This window comes from Thermasporomyces composti, from assembly GCF_003386795.1.
Classification (GTDB): domain Bacteria; phylum Actinomycetota; class Actinomycetes; order Propionibacteriales; family Actinopolymorphaceae; genus Thermasporomyces; species Thermasporomyces composti.
The window spans coordinates 4,232,689-4,248,737 of sequence record NZ_QTUC01000001.1 but is presented as its reverse complement, the minus strand read 5'-3'; the positions used below and the strand labels follow the sequence as shown (position 1 = coordinate 4,248,737).

The window sequence follows — 16,049 nt, the reverse complement described above, 5'->3', positions numbered from 1 at the left end:
TCCAGAGCACCCGGACGGAAACCGAGCACAGGTCACGGTGCCCTGGGACCGACGCGGACCCCTGGATGAGTGGCAGCACCGGACCAGCGCAGGACCGGACGACCACAAGACCGACCTGAGGCCGGTCCGAGCTATGCCAGCAGCGTGGGCTTGAGCTCCTTCAGGCGGGCGAGCAGGCCGTTGACGAACGTCGGCGACTCCTCCCCGCCGAGCTGTCGGGCCAGCCGGACCGCCTCGCTGATGGCAACCGGGTCAGGCACGTCGTCGGCGTAGAGGAGCTCGAACGCCCCGATCCGGAGGATGTTGCGGTCGACTGGAGCCATCCGCTCCAGGCTCCACCCCTGCGAGTAGGTGTCCAACAGCTCGTCGATGCGCTCCGCGTGCTCCTCGACGCCCTCCACCAGACGCACCGTGTAGGGGTTGACCGGAGGATCCGCGGCCGCCACGCGTTCGGCCAGGGTCGTCAACCGAGGTCGACCGCGCAGCTCCGACTCATACAGGATGTCGAGCGCCCGTTTCCGGGCCTTGGAGCGAGCCGGCACGGCTACACCCGCCCGAGGTACTCGCCAGTACGCGTGTCGACCTTGACCTTCTCGCCCGTCGTGATGAACAGCGGCACCTGGATCTCGTAGCCGGTCTCCAGGCGCGCCGGCTTGGTACCGCTGGTCGAGCGGTCACCTTGCAGGCCGGGCTCGGTGTACTCGATGGTCAGCTCCACCGACGCCGGCAGCTCGACGTACAGCGGCGTCCCCTCGTGCATGGCCACCGTCACCTCTTGGTTCTCCAGCATGAAGTTCGCCGCGTCGCCCACCACCTCAGGCGGCACGGGCAGCTGGTCGTAGGTGGTGGCGTCCATGAAGACGTAGGACTGACCGTCGTTGTACAGGTACGTCATCTGGCGCCGGTCGACGGTCGCGACGTCGACCTTGACGTCGGCGTTGAAGGTCTTGTCGACCACCTTGCCCGACAGGACGTTCTTCAGCTTGGTGCGGACGACGGCGCCACCCTTGCCGGGCTTGTGGTGCTGGAACCACACGACGCTCCAGAGCTGCCCGTCCAGATTGAGCACCATGCCGTTCTTGAGGTCGTTCGTGGTCGCCACTGCTGTCTACTCGCCTTCTCGAGGGAACCCGATCCTGTGCAGGGTGGTCTCGCCGCATGTCCGCGACGCGCGCCGCGGTCACTCGTCTGATCGTCAGTCGACGACAAGGAGCTCCTTGGTGGTGGGGGTAAGCAACTCCACCCCGCCGTCGCGAACGATCAGGGTGTCCTCGATCCGGACCCCGCCTCGTCCGGAGAGGTAGATCCCGGGCTCGACGGTGACAGGGGCGCGATCGCCTAGTTTACCGTCGCTGGTCGGGCCGAAGAACGGGTCCTCGTGGATCTCAAGCCCCACGCCATGGCCGAGTCCGTGCGGGAACCGCTCGGCGAACCCGGAGTTCGCGATGACCGTCCTGGCGGCGGCGTCGACGTCCCTCAGCTCGACGCCGGGTGCGAGGGCCTCCCGTCCGGCTCGCTGGGCCTCGCGCACGATGTCGTAGATCTCTCGCTGCCACTCCGCGGGCGGGGCGCCGACGACGAACGTCCGTGTGCAGTCGGCGTGGTAGCCAGCGTGGCGAGCGCCGAAGTCGATGGTGAGGAAGTCACCCGCGGCGACGGGCCTCTCCGTGGGCTGGTGGTGCGGAATGGCGGCATGCTCCCCGGCCGCGACGATGGTCGGGAAAGCGATCCCCTCCGCCCCTTCGGCGTACATCCGCGCCTCGAGGTCTCGGGCGATCTCACGCTCCGTCCGGCCGAGCAACCGGCCGCCCAGCAACCCCTCCAAGGCCCGGCACGACATCGCGCAAGCCGTCCGGATCAGGTCCAGTTCGGTGTCGTCCTTCTCCACGCGCAAGCCCTCGACCGCGCGGTTCAGCGAAGGTGTCTCGAGGTCGGGGTGGTCGGAGCGGATCGCCGCGAGCGCGTCGACGGTGAGGGCGTGGGTCTCGACGCCCAGCCGTCGGATCCCGCGTTCCCTCGCCCGGCGCACCAGAACCGACAGCAGTCGTCGGTCGATGAGTCGCTCCACGTCGGGACACTCGGCGGAGGCCTGGTCGGCGTAGCGCCCGTCGGTGGCGAGGACCGCATCGCCTTCCGCGGTCACCAGGAGGGCGGCATTGGACCCGGAGAAACCGGACAAGTAGCGGACGTTGACCAGGCGGCTGATGAGCGCCGCGGGGACGTCTCGGGCCGCGAGCAGGGCACGGAGTCGGTCGCGGCGAGTCACGTGGATCTCGGGCATTCCTCCACCCAACCGCGCCAGCCCGCGGTACCGCAAGTCGATTCAGCGGCAGGTGGTGCGGGCCGTCCCCGGACGCGCGCAGGTGCCAGGGGGCCCGGCGAAAGCTAGCATCCTGGCGTGAACGACGTCCTGCTCGTCCTCCTCATCGGGCTGGTGATCGTCGGCGTGATGCTGGTGCGCCGCACCCGCCTCTTCGAACGGCCGGACGTGCCCGGGGTGACCGGGCCGTCGGGCGCCACGCGGCAGGACCTTCTCGCCCAGCCGGTCGACCCGATGGTGGTCGCCGCCGTGATGTCCTTGCTCAGCCGGAACAAGAAGATCCAGGCGGTCAAGGAGATCATGAACGCCACCGGGTTGCGGCTGCCCGATGCCAAGGCGCTGGTCGAGGCGATGCAGCGTGGGCACCGACCGCCTGCCGTCGTGATCCGCGGCGATGCCGTCGACATCACGCCAACGCCGCAGAAGCGGCCTGCCGACCTCGCCGACCGGGTGCGGGCCTTGCGGAACCAAGGCCGTGAGGTCGAGGCGATCAAGCTGGTCCGAGCCGAGACCGGCATGGGTCTGGCCGAGGCCGAGACGTTCGTTCGCACGCTCACCTGAGCCTGGTGACGCGGACCGCCGGGTCACACCCGCCAAGAAGGCGACGTTCCGCGCCGCATGTCCCCACCATCCCGTGACCCGCGATCCCCTTCTCCCCGGTCGAGTCTCCCCTCGAGCGGACCGACGACCGGCACGCAGGACCTGTCGCCCGTGTGCGCGGTGACCGCGACGGGCATGTTCGAAGAGCGGCGGATGGGCCGGCGTCCGCGGCCCGCCGCCCCGGTCGACCCGCGCGAGGAGAGAAGAGGGATTCCTCATGGCGGTCTGCGAGGTCTGCGGCAATGACTACTGGGGGGCGTTCGAGGTGCGCACCGCCAGCGGTGCGACGCACACGTTTGACTCCTTCGAGTGTGCGATCACCTCGATGGCGCCGATCTGCGAACACTGCAACTGCCGCATCATCGGTCACGGAGTCGAGGTGGAAGGGCGCTTCTTCTGCTGCGCGCACTGCGCCCGCTCGTCTGGAGTGGCACGCGGCGAGGAGATCCGCGACACCGTCGGTGCGCACCCTAGGTGACGGCCCCGGAGGGCGCCGAGCTCAGCCGAGCGCTTCGTACGCCGCGCGCATCAACGCGGGATCGGGAGCGTCCAAGATCGCCGGCTTGGCGAGGCCGTCGAGAACGACGAAGCGCACCCGGTCCCCTCGTGCCTTCTTGTCGACCCGCATCGCGGCGAGCAGAGTGGCCCAGTCTCCCCGATACGACGTCGGAAGCCCCAGCGCCGCGAGGATCCGGCGGTGGCGATCGGCTGTCTCGGCGTCGAGCCGGCCCGCCAGCCGGGCGAGCTCGGCAACGTAGACCAGGCCGACGGACACCGCGGCACCGTGGCGCCACCGGTAGTGCTCGGCGCGTTCGACGGCGTGGCCAAAGGTGTGACCGTAGTTGAGGACCTCCCGGCCCAGGACCCCGCTCGATCCGACGCTCTCGGTGAGATCGTCCGCGACCACCGCCGCCTTCACCCGGACGGAGCGCTCGACCATCGAGGCGGTGAGCGGACCGTCCGGCTTGCGGGCCGCCGTCGGATCCGCCTCGATCATGTCGAGGAGCTCGGGATCGGCGATGAACCCGCACTTGACGACCTCCGCGAGCCCACTGACGTAGTCGTCCTCGGCCAGCGTGGCCAAGGTCGCCAGGTCGCACAGCACACCCGCCGGCTCGTGGAACGCGCCCACGAGGTTCTTGCCCTCGGCGGTGTTGATGGCCGTCTTGCCGCCGACCGCCGCGTCCACCATCCCGGCGAGCGTGGTCGGCACCTGGATGACCTGGACGCCGCGCAACCAGGTCGCGGCGACGAACCCCGCCAAGTCCGTGGTCGCTCCACCCCCGACGCCGACGACCGCGTCGGAGCGGGTGAAGCCCCACTGGCCCAGCGCGGACCAGCATCGGGACGCGACCTCGACGGTCTTCGCCGCTTCAGCGTCCGGCACCGTCAACAAGCGGGCGTCCAAGCCACGAGCGGCGAGGTCGGCTCGGATGGCCTCGGCCGTGCTGCCGACCGTCTGCGGATGGATCACCGCGACCCGGCGCGTGCCCGCATCGAGCAAGGCCGGGAGCTCGGTGAGCACCCCTGTCCCGACAACCACGTCGTACGGCCGCGCGGTCGCGACCCGAATCCGGGTTGGCGCGCTCGAGTCCGTGCCCTGCATCGCAGACCTCTTCGACTTTCTCTGGGCGGCTGTGGGTGGTTCGGGACGTCACGTCGTGACGGCCCGCAGGACCTCGTCGGCGATCTCCGACGGCTGCCGGCCGTCAGTCGTGACCGTCACCGTGGCGACCTCCAGGTACAGCGGGCGACGCTCCTCCAGGAGCCGCTTGAGCTGTCCCCGGACGTTGCCCAGCAGCAGCGGCCGCGACGTGTCCAGCCCGACCCGTTTCGCCGCGTCCGACAGTGACGTGTCGAGGAAGACGACCCGGTGGTCCCGCAGGTCCGCCCGCGTCCGGTCGTCGAGGATCGCCCCACCGCCGAGGGCCAACACCCCGTCGTGGTCGGCGAGCGCGATCTTGACCGCGTCCCGCTCGAGCGCACGGAAGTGCGGCTCCCCGTCGTCGACGAAGATGTCGGAGATCGACTTCCCCGCCGTCGCCTCCACGTCAGCGTCAGTGTCGCGGAAGCTCACCCCCAGGCGCTCCGCGACCAGTCGCCCCACGGTGGTCTTGCCCGATCCAGGTGGGCCGACGAATACCACGACTGGCGCCATCAGCGAATCCTCAGGTTCTCCAGGTAGGCCCGGGCATTGCGCTGGGTCTCCTCGAGCGAGTCACCCCCGAACTTCTCCAAGGCCGCGTCGGCCAGGACGAGGGCCACCATGGCCTCGGCCACCACGCCGGCGGCGGGCACCGCGCACACGTCCGACCGCTGGTGGTGCGCCCGGGCTGGCTCACCAGTGGCGACGTCGACGGTCCGCAGGGCGCGCGGGACGGTCGAGATCGGCTTCATCGCCGCCCGAACCCGCAGGAGCTCGCCTGTGCTGATCCCGCCCTCGGTGCCACCGGAGCGACCGGAGGCCCGCCGAATGCCGTCCGGCGTGGGGACGATCTCGTCGTGCGCGGCGGAGCCTCGCGTGCGGGCGAGCTCGAAGCCGTCTCCGATCTCCACGCCCTTGATGGCCTGGATGCCCATGAGGGCCGCGGCCAGCCGAGCGTCGAGCCTGCGGTCCCAGTGCACGTGGCTCCCCAGGCCAGGCGGGACGCCCCAGGCGACGACTTCGACGACCCCACCGAGGGTGTCACCTTCCTTGCGCGCGGTGTCGACCTCGGCGACCATCGCTCGGCTCGTCTCGGGGTCCACGCATCGCATGGGGTCAGCGTCGATCCGCTCGAGATCGTCGACGGACGACGGCATCCGCCCCGGCGCGAGTCGAACACTCCCCAGCTCGACGACGTGGCTGGCGATGGTGATGTCGTAGGCCTGCCGGAGGAAGGCGATCGCGACCGCCCCGAGCGCCACCCTGGCCGCCGTCTCCCGAGCACTGGCCCGCTCCAGGATCGGCCGTGCCTCGTCGAACCCGTACTTCTGCATGCCGGCCAGGTCGGCGTGGCCAGGTCGAGGCCGCGTCAAGGGGGCGTTGCGGGCGAGTCCTTCCAGCGCGGCCGGGTCGACCGGGTCGGCCGCCATCACCTGCTGCCACTTCGGCCACTCGGTGTTGCCGATCCTGATCGCGACCGGGCTGCCGAGGGTGACGCCGTGCCGGATTCCGCCGATGATCTCCACCTCGTCGCGTTCGAAGGACATCCGGCCGCCGCGCCCGTATCCGAGGCGGCGGCGGGCCAGCATCCGGGCCACGTCCTCCGAGGTCACGCGAACACCGGCGGGCAGTCCTTCCAGAATCGCAACGAGGGCGGGGCCGTGGGACTCCCCCGCCGTCAACCAGCGGAGCATGACCGAAGTCTTTCACGCCGGCCGTGACCCGGCGGAGCGGCCCTTCGCCGCCGGCGGGAAGGAGCCGGCGGAAACCTCAACCGCCGATCATGGCGGCCGGCATGTCCTCCTCCGGCGGGGTCCTCACCCGCCGAGGTACCAGTCGACCAGGAGGTCTCCTCCCAACACGGCCACGACGAACCCAAGCACGAGGAACGGGCCGAATGGGATGGCCGTCGTCCGGGTGGCGCGACGGGTCAGGATCATCCCGAGGCTCACCAGGCCGCCCAACACGAACGCCACCAAGATCCCCACCACGACGTGGCCCAGGCCGAACCATCCCAAGGTGAGCCCGAGGACGCCACCCAGCTTGACGTCCCCGAACCCCATGCCGGAGGGCGCCAGGACGCCGAGAAAGGCCAGGAAGCCCCACAAGGCGATGCCGCCGACCAGCGCCCGGAGCAGACTGCCCCACGCGTCCGACCACGCGGCGGCCACGGTGAGGAGGGCGATCACGACCCCGTACGACGGCAGCACGACGGCATTCGGCAGCAGTCGCACGCGCAGGTCGACGTAGCCGACGAGGACACCCACCGTGGCGACGTAGAGCACGGCGGGCAACGCCGCGTCAGTGCCCAGCCGCCAGGCCAGGAGGCCGAAACAGGGGGCCAGGAGCGCCGCCCCTGCCACCGCGAGCCCGGGTCGCCGGGCGAGCTCGGCGTAGGGGACCTTGGTCTCGCCGTCCACCATGGGTGGCTCGGGAAGCCGAGCCACCCATGGTGGGATGACCGCCCCCGCGAGTACTCCGAGCAGACCGCAGCCGACCACGAGCGCCACGTCGGAGACCGTCACAGCCGGCGAGCCTAGTGAGTGCCGTGGTCGACGTCGTCTCGCTCACCGCGACGGCGGTGCTCACGACGACGCTGCTCACAACGAGTACGGCGGCACGAAGACGTCGTTCGGGTCGTACGTCGCCTTCACCTCGCGCAGCCGGTCCAGGTTCGGGCCGAAGTAGATCCGACCGTTCGTGCGGATGGCCTCCAGGTAGTTCACGTACGCGCCGACCGACCACGGGGCCACGGCACGGTGCCCGACGGCGATCCAGTCCCGGGCGGCCCGAGGCGTCGCGCGACCGGGCTCGGCGTACCACTGGATCGACACGAACGCCTTCCGCCAGGGGAACGCCGTGGCGTCGACGGCGATCCTGGAGACGGCGCCCCCCAACGAGTCGAAGAGCGCGGTCGCCGCGAGCCTGGACGCAGCGGCCTTGTTCATCGCCGCGATGACCCCGTCGAGGCCGGAGCTCGGGATCGGTCCGCCCAAGACGTCACTCCCGGCGTAGAAGACGGTTCGGGCGTCGCTGCCGGACGGCCCGATGGTCTCGTCCTTCGCCATGCTCTGGGACACCGGGTCGACGCCCACCGCGTTCAGCAGCCGGGTCAGCTGGGGCTCGGGGTCGTTGGTGATGTCCAACCCGAAGACGTGCACCGACTGGTCGCCGTTGGGGTCGGCTTCGAGGAAGAGGTCGGTCCACACCTCGTCCGACGAGTTCTTGAGGAACCGCTGCCAGCCCTCGATGACCGTCGCGACGTGCGGCCAGTCCCAGGCGGCGCGGAACGTGCCGATGAAGGGAGAGGGCACGGTGCGGAACCAGAACGCGGTCACGACGCCGAACGTGCCTCCTCCGCCGCCGCGGCATGCCCAGAACAGGTCGGGATTCTCGGTCTCGTTGGCGATCCTGACCTTCCCGTCCGCGGTGACGATCTGCACCTGCTCGACCACGTCGCAGGTGAGCCCGAAGGCACGGGTCCCCAGGCCGAAGCCGCCGCCGAGGGTGAGACCGGCGACCCCCACGGACGGACAGGAGCCCGCCGGAATGAGCCGGTTCCGCTCGGCCAGCACCGAGTAGACCCTCTGCAGGTTCGCCCCCGCGCCCACCATCGCCACGTCGCTGGAGGTCCAGGTGATCGAGTTGATCGGACGGACGTCGATCACGATGCCACCCTGGTTGGTCGACGCACCCACGTAGGAGTGGCCGCCGGAACGGGAGGTCACCGGCAAGCCGAAGCGTTGGGCGAACTCCAGCACCGCCGCGACGTCGGCTGGTCGTTTGCACTGCGCCACCGCCGCCGGTTCGGTCCCGTCGAAGGCCGGGTCGTAGAGCTGGTGCGCCTCGTCGTAGCCGGCATCCCCTGGCCGCAGGAGCTTGCCGGCGATGGACTCCGCGAGCGCGTTCCAGTCCCCCGGCGTCGGCGTCGACAACGGCGTCGGCGCGGAGGTGCCCCCGTCACCAGGCCAGAGACCACTCCGCGTCCCGCAACCCACGAGACCGCTCGCACCCGCGAGCGCCGCGGCGCCCAACAAGGCACGACGACCTACGCGTCCCCCCGTCATTGCTGCCCCCCGTGTTTCGTTGTCGCTTTGTCGCCGGCGTCACTCAGTCGCCGGCGACAACCCCCCGGGTCGGGCCCCTGGCCTCCAACGCGGCCTCACCGGCAGCCCGCATCTCGGCGACTGGTGCCGGCGCGCATCCCGTCATCAACTCCACCTGCGCAGCGGCCTGGTGGACGAGCAGGTCAAGGCCCCCCACGACCGCTCGGTCCGCGGCCTTCGCGGCCACCACCAGGCGGGTCGGCCACGGGTGATAGAGCACGTCGAACACCACGTCGGCCCGCTCCGCCACGACATCAGCGAGCGTCGCCGCGGCGGCCTCGGGAACGGTCGAGACGGCGAGGTCCACGCTGGGGACCTCGGTCGCCTCCGCCCACGGCACCACGGACACCTCGATACCGACATCGGCGGCCAGGGCACACAGCTCACCTGCCCTGGCCGGATCCCGCGCAACCGCGTGAACCCTGGCAATCCCCAACTCGGCGAACGCGGCCATCGCCGAGCAGGCGGTCGCCCCCACGCCGAGCAGGAGCGCGCTCGTCGCGGCCGCCACCCCTCGCTCCCGCAGCGCTGCCACGAGCCCAGGGACGTCGGTGTTGGCACCGACCCGCCGACCCTCGTCGAGGAGCAGCGTGTTGACCGCGCCGACGCGCCTCGCCAGCTCCGAGACCTCGTCACACAGCGGGATCACCACCCGCTTCAGCGGCATGGTGAGCGAGAGCCCACGCCAGCTCGGGTCCAACGAGTCGAGGAAGCCGGGCAGCCCACCCTCGTCAACCTCGAAGGCGTCGTAGCGCCAGTCGAGCCCGAGCCGGGCGTAGGCGGCCTGGTGGAGCGTCGGCGAGAGGGAGTGGGCGATCGGTGAGCCCAGCACAGCGCAGCGACGCCCGGTCCCCCAAGGACTGCCCATGTCCAGCGATCCTCCCGTCAGCAACGTCCCTTGTTGGCCCGGCACCAGGCCTGGAACTTTCGGACGTACTCCTCGTGCTCGGCCAAGGTCTTGGCGAACTTGGTCTCACCCGTGTCCGGGTTGACCGTCACGAAGTACATCCAGTCCCCGGGCGTGGGATCCAGGGCGGCCTTGAGCGCGGCCTTCCCCGGCGCGTTGATCGGCCCCGGCGGCAGCCCTTCGTGGACGTAGGTGTTGTACGGGGACGGGTTCGCCCGCTGCTCTTGGGTCGTGGTGATCCGTCCGTACTGGTTGACGGCGTAGTGGACGGTGGAGTCCAACTGGAGCTTCTTCCCCGCCTCCAGGCGGTTGTAGATCACCCGAGCGATCTTGCCGAAGTCCTCCGGACGCCGCGCCTCGGCCTCGACCAGGCTCGCCACCGTGACGATCTCGAGCGGCGTCCGCCCCATCTCCTTGGCCTTCCGGACCAAGTCGAGCTCCTCGGCCACCTCGATGTGCGCCCGCGCCATGGCTTGCAGCAGCGAGGTCGCCGTCGTACCGGGGTCGAAGTCATAGGTGGCCGGGAAGAGCACGCCCTCCGGCTTGCCCTTGGCGTACGGCGGAAGGCCCAGCGACTCCGGATCCTTGAGCGCCGCGAGGAACTCTGCCTCCGGGATGTTGGTCTTCTTGCTGAGGATCTCCACCACCTGGGTCAGCCGGCGCCCCTCGGGGATCGTCACCCGATCGGAGATCCGACTGGTGGGGTCGAGCATCAGCTCGAGCGCCTCCTTGGCACTCATCCGCGCGCGGAGCCGGTAGAACCCTGGCTGAATGCCGAGCGCTCGACTGTCTTGACGGGCCGCCCGGGTGAAAGCCTCCGCGCTCTTGACGACGCCCTTCTCCTCGAGCGTGACCGCGATGTCGCGGTTGCTCTGCCCACGCGTCACCTGCACCACCACGGTGCCCTCGCCCGGTCCGGAGTAGTCCGGAACGGTGAACGCCTGGGCGAGGTACTCCTTTCCCTTGATCGTGGCGAACCCCACGGCGCCGCCCAGCACCGCCATCGCGATCAGGACCGCCAGGCAGCTAGTCCACCGGCGGTGGTGTACACGACCCGAGGTACGGAACCCGAGCTGACTCACTGACGGTCCTTCCCGTTCCCAGTCCGCTTCCGCTCGCCCGCCTCCGGCGCGGAGACGACGGCGCCTGGTGGTGCACCTGTCGAACGCTCGGCGTCAAGGGCGCTCTGGAGGATGATGGCAGCGGCCGCCTGGTCGACGCGCCCACGTGTCTGACGCGTCGAGAGCCCTCGGGCCCGAAAGGCCTGGTGGGCGCCCACGGTCGACAGCCGCTCATCGACGAGCCGCACCGGCAAAGGGCTGAGGCGACGGGCGAGATCCGAGGCGAACGCTCGCACCTTGCTGGCGGCGGGCCCTTCCTTCCCTGACAACGACACCGGAAGGCCGACGACGACCTCGACCGCCTCCGATTCCGCGGCGAGCGCGGCGATTCGGTCGAGGTCGCCGGGGCCCCGCCGGATCGTCTCGAGGGGGACCGCCAGGGTGCCGGAGGGATCGGACCGGGCCACCCCGATGCGGACCTCCCCGACGTCGACAGCCAGCCGGACGCCACCACGCATCGCACGACCGCTCTCAGGCGCTGGTGACCTGCGTCCGGACCGCCTGCTCGACCTGACGGAGCGCTTCGTCGACCTTGCTGGGGTCGGTACCGCCACCCTGGGCGACGTCAGGCTTGCCGCCACCTCCACCGCCGAGGACTCGGGCGGCGAGCTTGGCCAGCTCGCCCGCGGCCAGCTGCCGGTCCCGTGCCGCGTCGTTGAGGGCGACGACGACGGACGGACGGCCACCCGCGACGCCGGCGATCGCCACAACGGCGGGCCGCTCCCGCGACATCCGACCGCGGACGTCGAGCGCCAGCTTGCGCAGGTCGCCGGCCGAAGCCCCCTCGGGCGCGCGGTGGGCCACCACGGCCACCCCGGCGACGTCCTTGGGGTTGGCGGCGAGCTCGCTGGCGGCCGCCAGCACCTGTTGGACGCGAAGTCGCTCCAGCTCCTTCTCGACGGCGCGCAGCCGGTCCACGATGGTCGCGACGCGGTCGGGCAGCTCCTCCGGTCGCGCCTTCAGCGCCTCACTGAGCTGGGCGATGAGGACGTGCTCGCGCGCGAGGAAGCGGTAGGCGTCGGCCCCGACGAGCGCCTCCACCCGACGAACGCCGCTCCCGATCGAGGACTCCGACAGCAGCTTCACGACCCCGAGCTGGCCGGACCGACCGGCGTGAGTACCGCCGCAGAGCTCACGCGCCCACTCACCCACGGAGACCACGCGAACCTCGTCGCCGTACTTCTCCCCGAACAGCGCCATCGCGCCCATGGCACGGGCCTCGGCGAGCGGCATCACTTCGGCGGTGACGGGCAGGTCGGCCAGCAGGAGCTCGTTGACCCGTTCCTCGGTCTCGGCGAGGACGCTCGCCGGCACCGGCCCGGTCGCGGTGAAGTCGAACCGGAAGCGCCCTGGCGCGTTCTCCGAGCCCGCCTGCACCGCGGTCTCACCGAGGGCCTCGCGGATGGCCTTGTGCACCATGTGAGTCGCGGTGTGGGACCGCGAGATGGCGCGACGACGTTCGACGTCGACCTGGGCGAGCGCGGCCGCGCCGACGACGACCTCGCCTTCGAGCACCTTCGCCTGGTGCACGATGAGGCCGGTGATCGGCGACTGGACATCGTGGACGGCGATCCGCGCACCGCTCGGCAGCTCGATGATGCCCTCGTCGGCGAGCTGGCCACCGCCCTCGGCGTAGAAGGGCGTCCGGTCCAGCACCAGCTCGATGGTGTCGCCCTCCCGCGCCTCCGACACCGGCCGACCGTCGAGGAGCAGGCCCGCCACCTTGGCCTCGGACACCACCTCGTCGTAGCCGGTGAACTCCACCGACCGCCCCAGGGTCTCGGCGACGGAGCGGTAGGCGGACAGGTCCGCGTGCGCCGACTTGCGCGCGGCCGCGTCCTCCTTGGCCCGCCGACGCTGCTCCTCCATGAGCCGGCGGAAGCCCTCCTCGTCGACGGTAAGGCCCCGCTCGGCCGCCATCTCCAGCGTCAAGTCGATCGGGAATCCGTAGGTGTCGTGCAGCTGGAAGGCCTTGGCGCCGCTCAGCACCGTGCTCCCGGCGCGCCTGCTCTCCTCGACCGCCAGGTCGAAGATCTGGGTGCCGGACTTGAGCGTGCTGAGGAACGTCTCCTCCTCGGCGTAGATCACCGAGCTGATCCGGCCCCAGTCCTGCTCCAACTCCGGGTACGACGCCTTCATGCGGGACAGGCTGACCGGGAGCAGCTCAGGCATCGTGGCCTCCTCGACGCCGAGGAGGCGCATCTGACGCACCGCGCGGCGGAGGATGCGACGCAGCACGTAGCCCCGACCCTCATTGCCGGGGATGACGCCGTCGCCGACGATCATCAGCGCCGACCGCACGTGGTCGGCCACGACCCGCAGACGCACGTCGTCGTCGGGGTTGGCGCCATAGCGACGGTTAGCCAGCTCCGCCGCCCTGTCGAGAACGGGCCGGATCTCGTCGTTCTCGTAGATGTTGTCGACACCCTGCATGAGGGCGGCCATCCGCTCGAGCCCCATGCCGGTGTCGATGTTGCGGGCCGGCAGGTCGCCGATGATCGGGTAGCCGTCCTTCGCGGGCCCCTCGCCCCGCTCCCACTGCATGAAGACGAGGTTCCAGAACTCCAGGTAGCGGTCCTCGTCGGCTTCCGGGCCGCCGTCTCGGCCGTACTCAGGACCGCGGTCGAGGTAGATCTCACTGCAGGGACCGCACGGCCCTGGCACGCCCATCGACCACATGTTGTCGGCCATGCCGCGGCGCACGATGCGCTCCGCCGGGATGCCGATCCTGCGCTCCCAGATGCGGGCGGCCTCGTCGTCTTCGTGGTAGACGGTGACCCAGATCCGCGACTCCGGCAGTCCGAAACCTCCCTCGGACACCGGCTTGGTCACCAGCTCCCAGGCCAGCTCGATCGCACGTTCCTTGAAGTAGTCGCCGAACGAGAAGTTCCCGTTCATCTGGAAGAACGTGGCGTGCCGCGCGGTCTTGCCGACCTGGTCGATGTCGGCGGTCCGCACGCACTTCTGCACGCTGGCCGCCCGCGGGTATGGAGGCGTCTCCTGGCCGAGGAAGTACGGCTTGAACGGCACCATCCCCGCGTTGACGAACAGCAGGTTCGGATCGTCGAGCAGCAGTGAGGCCGACGGCACGATCGTGTGTCCGCGCTCTCCGAAGAAGCGCAGGAAGCGCCGACGGATCTCGGCCGTTTCCATCAGTGGGTGTCCTTCCAGGTCGCGTTGGGGTCTCGGGCGAGCCGCTCGGCGGCATCAGCGTCGATCCCTGCGGAGCCGTTGGGGTGGGGCTCGTCGAGGGCGAGGGCGCTGCGCAGTTCCTCCTCGCGTGCCGCCATGCCAGCCCGAACCTCCTCCCCGAACGCTCGGATCGCCGCACCCAGCTCGGCGATCTGTCTAGCCAGACCTTGCGGCGTGAACTGCTCGGCGCTGCGGGAGAGCCGTCGCACGACGAGCACACCGACGGTGGCGCCGACGGCGACCCAAAATAGCCTTTTCATGCCGTATGCGCTCCCCTCTTGCGTCGGCCACCCTTCATCTCGGCTCGGACGCGACGTTCGATCTCCTTGCGGTCGCGAGCGGCGATGGCACGGCGCACACCGTAGGAGAAGGCGGCCACCTTGACCAAGGGGCCCCCGAGCGTGGCGGCGAAGAGGGAGGACAGGCCGGCGATGTTCTCAGACACAGTCTCCGCCCGGGCGGTGATGGCGTCCACACGGGCCAGCTGGGCGTTGGTCATCGAGACCGTCGTGTTCACCTCATCGATCAGCGGCAGGCTGCGGTCCTTCGCCCCACTGATCCACTGACGAGTCTCCTCCAAGGTCTTGCCCAGCTTGACGATCGGATAGGTCAAGACCCCGACCAGCAGGAGCAGTGCGGAAGCGGCGATCAGTCCCGCGATCTCACCGGCAGTCATGGCGACCAAACCTATAACGGCCCGCCAGAACTTGGGCGCTGCCCCTACACGCCGTGTCGGATCGCTCGCCTGCCGGCAGCACGCGTCCCCCAGCCACGGCCACGAGGGCCGGCGTCACTCCTCCCCCGCCAAGATCTTCCGGATGCGCGCGAGACGCTCGGCCAGCGCACGCTCCGCGCCCCGCTCGGTGGGCTCGTAGTACCTCCGCCCGGCCACGGCGTCGGGCGCGTAACGCTGCGCGACGATGCCACGGGGGTCGTCGTGGGCGTACTGGTAGCCGGCACCGTGTCCGAGGCGGGAAGCGCCGCCGTAGTGGGCGTCCCGCAGGTGTGCGGGGACGGGCCCGATCCGTCCCTTCCGCACGTCCTCGAGCGCCGCGCCGATGGCCTTCACGACCGCGTTGGACTTCGGGGCGAGCGAGAGGTGGATCACGGCTTGGGCGAGGTTGATCGCCGCCTCGGGAAGGCCGACGAACTGCGCCGCCTGGTGTGCCGCGACCGCGACGGTCAACGCGGTGGGGTCGGCCATTCCGACGTCCTCGCTGGCGAGGATGACCAGCCGACGCGCGATGAAGCGAGGGTCCTCCCCGGCCTCGATCATCCTGGCGAGGTAGTGCAGCGCGGCGTCGACGTCGCTTCCGCGGATGGACTTGATCAGGGCGCTCGTGACGTCATAGTGCTGGTCGCCGTCCCGGTCGTAGCGCACCGCCGCGCGATCGACAGCGGTCTCCAACGTCGTCAGGTCGAGCTCGCGGGCGCCTTTGGCGAGGGCGGCGCTCGCTCCGGCCTCCAGGTAGGTCAGCGCCCGCCGCGCGTCTCCTCCTGCCATCCGAACCAGATGGTTCTCCGCGTCGGGAGCCACCGTCACCGCGCCCGCCAGTCCGCGCTCGTCTGTGACGGCGCGGCGCACCAGCTCGCGAATGTCGTCGTCGGACAGCGGCTCCAGCCGAAGCAACAGCGACCGGGACAGCAACGGTGAGATCACCGAGAAGAAGGGGTTCTCCGTCGTCGCCGCCACGAGGGTCACCCAGCGGTTCTCCACGCCCGGCAGCAACGCGTCTTGCTGCGCCTTGCTGAACCGGTGGACCTCGTCCACGAACAGCACCGTTTCCCGACCGCGACCCAGCTCCCGCCGGGCCGCGTCGATCACGGCACGGACATCCTTGACACCAGCGGTGACCGCCGACAGCTCGACGAAATCGCGATTTGTCTGGCGGCTCAGGATGGACGCGATCGTCGTCTTCCCGGACCCGGGCGGCCCCCACAGCAGCAAGGACATCGGCTGGTCGCCCTCGATCAGGAGCCGCACGGGCGAACCAGGCGCCAGCAGGTGGGACTGGCCGACGAGCTCGTCAAGGCTCCGTGGACGCATCCGGACCGCCAACGGGGCGGAGGCATGCTCGGCATCAGCCAGACTGCCACCACCCTGGCGAGCCCGCGACGGACCACTGCCGGGTACCTCGAACAGCGCCTCCTCGGCCAC

Annotated in this window: 17 protein-coding genes; 2 read left to right on the top strand and 15 right to left on the bottom strand. The window is 70.4% G+C overall.

Annotated features, from left to right (window positions below; translation table 11 throughout):
• Window positions 1-131: 131 nt before the first annotated feature.
• The 3 genes from nusB to DFJ64_RS18535 form a co-directional block, all read right to left on the bottom strand.
• The gene (nusB, locus tag DFJ64_RS18545) at window positions 132-542 is read right to left on the bottom strand and encodes a transcription antitermination factor NusB (RefSeq protein WP_115851587.1); all 411 of its coding nucleotides are present in this window, start codon (window positions 540-542) and stop codon (window positions 132-134) included.
• 2 nt (window positions 543-544) lie between these two features.
• The gene (gene efp, locus DFJ64_RS18540) at window positions 545-1,102 is read right to left on the bottom strand and encodes an elongation factor P (protein WP_115851586.1); all 558 of its coding nucleotides are present in this window, start codon (window positions 1,100-1,102) and stop codon (window positions 545-547) included.
• Between the two features lie 93 nt (window positions 1,103-1,195).
• A complete protein-coding gene (locus DFJ64_RS18535) occupies window positions 1,196-2,281 on the bottom strand; it encodes a M24 family metallopeptidase (RefSeq protein ID WP_115851585.1) in 1,086 nt (361 codons plus the stop codon).
• Window positions 2,282-2,398: 117 nt separating this feature from the next.
• Between DFJ64_RS18535 and DFJ64_RS18530 the strand changes: the two genes are divergently transcribed.
• Together DFJ64_RS18530 and DFJ64_RS18525 are read left to right on the top strand one after the other, a co-directional pair.
• A complete protein-coding gene (locus DFJ64_RS18530) occupies window positions 2,399-2,881 on the top strand; it encodes a hypothetical protein (RefSeq protein ID WP_115851584.1) in 483 nt (160 codons plus the stop codon).
• Between the two features lie 256 nt (window positions 2,882-3,137).
• Window positions 3,138-3,398 (top strand): Prokaryotic metallothionein, encoded by a 261-nt coding sequence (locus DFJ64_RS18525; RefSeq protein WP_115851583.1) that lies wholly within the window; start codon window positions 3,138-3,140, stop codon window positions 3,396-3,398.
• 21 nt (window positions 3,399-3,419) lie between these two features.
• On the opposite strand, the gene aroB is transcribed toward DFJ64_RS18525, so the two are convergent.
• The 12 genes from aroB to DFJ64_RS18465 form a co-directional block, all read right to left on the bottom strand.
• Complete coding sequence (gene aroB, locus DFJ64_RS18520; protein WP_115851582.1) at window positions 3,420-4,526, bottom strand: 3-dehydroquinate synthase; 1,107 nt, start codon at window positions 4,524-4,526, stop codon at window positions 3,420-3,422.
• Window positions 4,527-4,574: 48 nt separating this feature from the next.
• On the bottom strand, window positions 4,575-5,078 hold the full coding sequence (locus DFJ64_RS18515; protein WP_115851581.1) for a shikimate kinase: 504 nt from the start codon (window positions 5,076-5,078) through the stop codon (window positions 4,575-4,577).
• Complete coding sequence (gene aroC, locus DFJ64_RS18510; protein ID WP_115851580.1) at window positions 5,078-6,259, bottom strand: chorismate synthase; 1,182 nt, start codon at window positions 6,257-6,259, stop codon at window positions 5,078-5,080. Before aroC ends, DFJ64_RS18515 begins: the two co-directional genes overlap by 1 nt.
• A 123-nt stretch (window positions 6,260-6,382) precedes the next feature.
• Window positions 6,383-7,090 (bottom strand): prepilin peptidase, encoded by a 708-nt coding sequence (locus DFJ64_RS18505; protein WP_211310669.1) that lies wholly within the window; start codon window positions 7,088-7,090, stop codon window positions 6,383-6,385.
• Between the two features lie 75 nt (window positions 7,091-7,165).
• A complete protein-coding gene (locus tag DFJ64_RS18500; protein ID WP_115851579.1) occupies window positions 7,166-8,632 on the bottom strand; it encodes an FAD-binding oxidoreductase in 1,467 nt (488 codons plus the stop codon).
• Window positions 8,633-8,675: 43 nt separating this feature from the next.
• A complete protein-coding gene (locus DFJ64_RS18495) occupies window positions 8,676-9,539 on the bottom strand; it encodes a shikimate dehydrogenase (protein WP_115851578.1) in 864 nt (287 codons plus the stop codon).
• A gap of 17 nt (window positions 9,540-9,556) precedes the next feature.
• Complete coding sequence (mltG, locus tag DFJ64_RS18490) at window positions 9,557-10,660, bottom strand: endolytic transglycosylase MltG (RefSeq protein WP_147304760.1); 1,104 nt, start codon at window positions 10,658-10,660, stop codon at window positions 9,557-9,559.
• Window positions 10,657-11,157: a Holliday junction resolvase RuvX gene (gene ruvX, locus DFJ64_RS18485; protein ID WP_115851576.1), complete on the bottom strand. Its 501-nt coding sequence runs from the start codon at window positions 11,155-11,157 to the stop codon at window positions 10,657-10,659. The genes mltG and ruvX overlap by 4 nt, the downstream gene beginning before the upstream one ends.
• Window positions 11,158-11,170: 13 nt before the next feature.
• Window positions 11,171-13,852, bottom strand: coding sequence for an alanine--tRNA ligase (gene alaS, locus DFJ64_RS18480; protein WP_115851575.1), 2,682 nt, complete (start codon window positions 13,850-13,852; stop codon window positions 11,171-11,173).
• On the bottom strand, window positions 13,852-14,151 hold the full coding sequence (locus DFJ64_RS18475) for a DUF6167 family protein (protein ID WP_211310668.1): 300 nt from the start codon (window positions 14,149-14,151) through the stop codon (window positions 13,852-13,854). Before DFJ64_RS18475 ends, alaS begins: the two co-directional genes overlap by 1 nt.
• Complete coding sequence (locus tag DFJ64_RS18470; protein ID WP_115851574.1) at window positions 14,148-14,567, bottom strand: DUF948 domain-containing protein; 420 nt, start codon at window positions 14,565-14,567, stop codon at window positions 14,148-14,150. Before DFJ64_RS18470 ends, DFJ64_RS18475 begins: the two co-directional genes overlap by 4 nt.
• Window positions 14,568-14,681: 114 nt before the next feature.
• Window positions 14,682-16,049: a replication-associated recombination protein A gene (locus DFJ64_RS18465; protein ID WP_115851573.1), complete on the bottom strand. Its 1,368-nt coding sequence runs from the start codon at window positions 16,047-16,049 to the stop codon at window positions 14,682-14,684.

Coding starts and splice junctions, on each gene's coding strand:
- DFJ64_RS18495 (WP_115851578.1), bottom strand. CDS start 9,539: ATGGGCAGTCCTTGGGGGACCGGGCGTCGCTGCGCTGTGCTGGGCTCA.
- DFJ64_RS18535 (WP_115851585.1), bottom strand. CDS start 2,281: ATGCCCGAGATCCACGTGACTCGCCGCGACCGACTCCGTGCCCTGCTC.
- DFJ64_RS18500 (WP_115851579.1), bottom strand. CDS start 8,632: ATGACGGGGGGACGCGTAGGTCGTCGTGCCTTGTTGGGCGCCGCGGCG.
- DFJ64_RS18470 (WP_115851574.1), bottom strand. CDS start 14,567: ATGACTGCCGGTGAGATCGCGGGACTGATCGCCGCTTCCGCACTGCTC.
- alaS (WP_115851575.1), bottom strand. CDS start 13,852: ATGGAAACGGCCGAGATCCGTCGGCGCTTCCTGCGCTTCTTCGGAGAG.
- ruvX (WP_115851576.1), bottom strand. CDS start 11,157: ATGCGTGGTGGCGTCCGGCTGGCTGTCGACGTCGGGGAGGTCCGCATC.
- DFJ64_RS18525 (WP_115851583.1), top strand. CDS start 3,138: ATGGCGGTCTGCGAGGTCTGCGGCAATGACTACTGGGGGGCGTTCGAG.
- DFJ64_RS18475 (WP_211310668.1), bottom strand. CDS start 14,151: ATGAAAAGGCTATTTTGGGTCGCCGTCGGCGCCACCGTCGGTGTGCTC.
- aroC (WP_115851580.1), bottom strand. CDS start 6,259: ATGCTCCGCTGGTTGACGGCGGGGGAGTCCCACGGCCCCGCCCTCGTT.
- aroB (WP_115851582.1), bottom strand. CDS start 4,526: ATGCAGGGCACGGACTCGAGCGCGCCAACCCGGATTCGGGTCGCGACC.
- DFJ64_RS18515 (WP_115851581.1), bottom strand. CDS start 5,078: ATGGCGCCAGTCGTGGTATTCGTCGGCCCACCTGGATCGGGCAAGACC.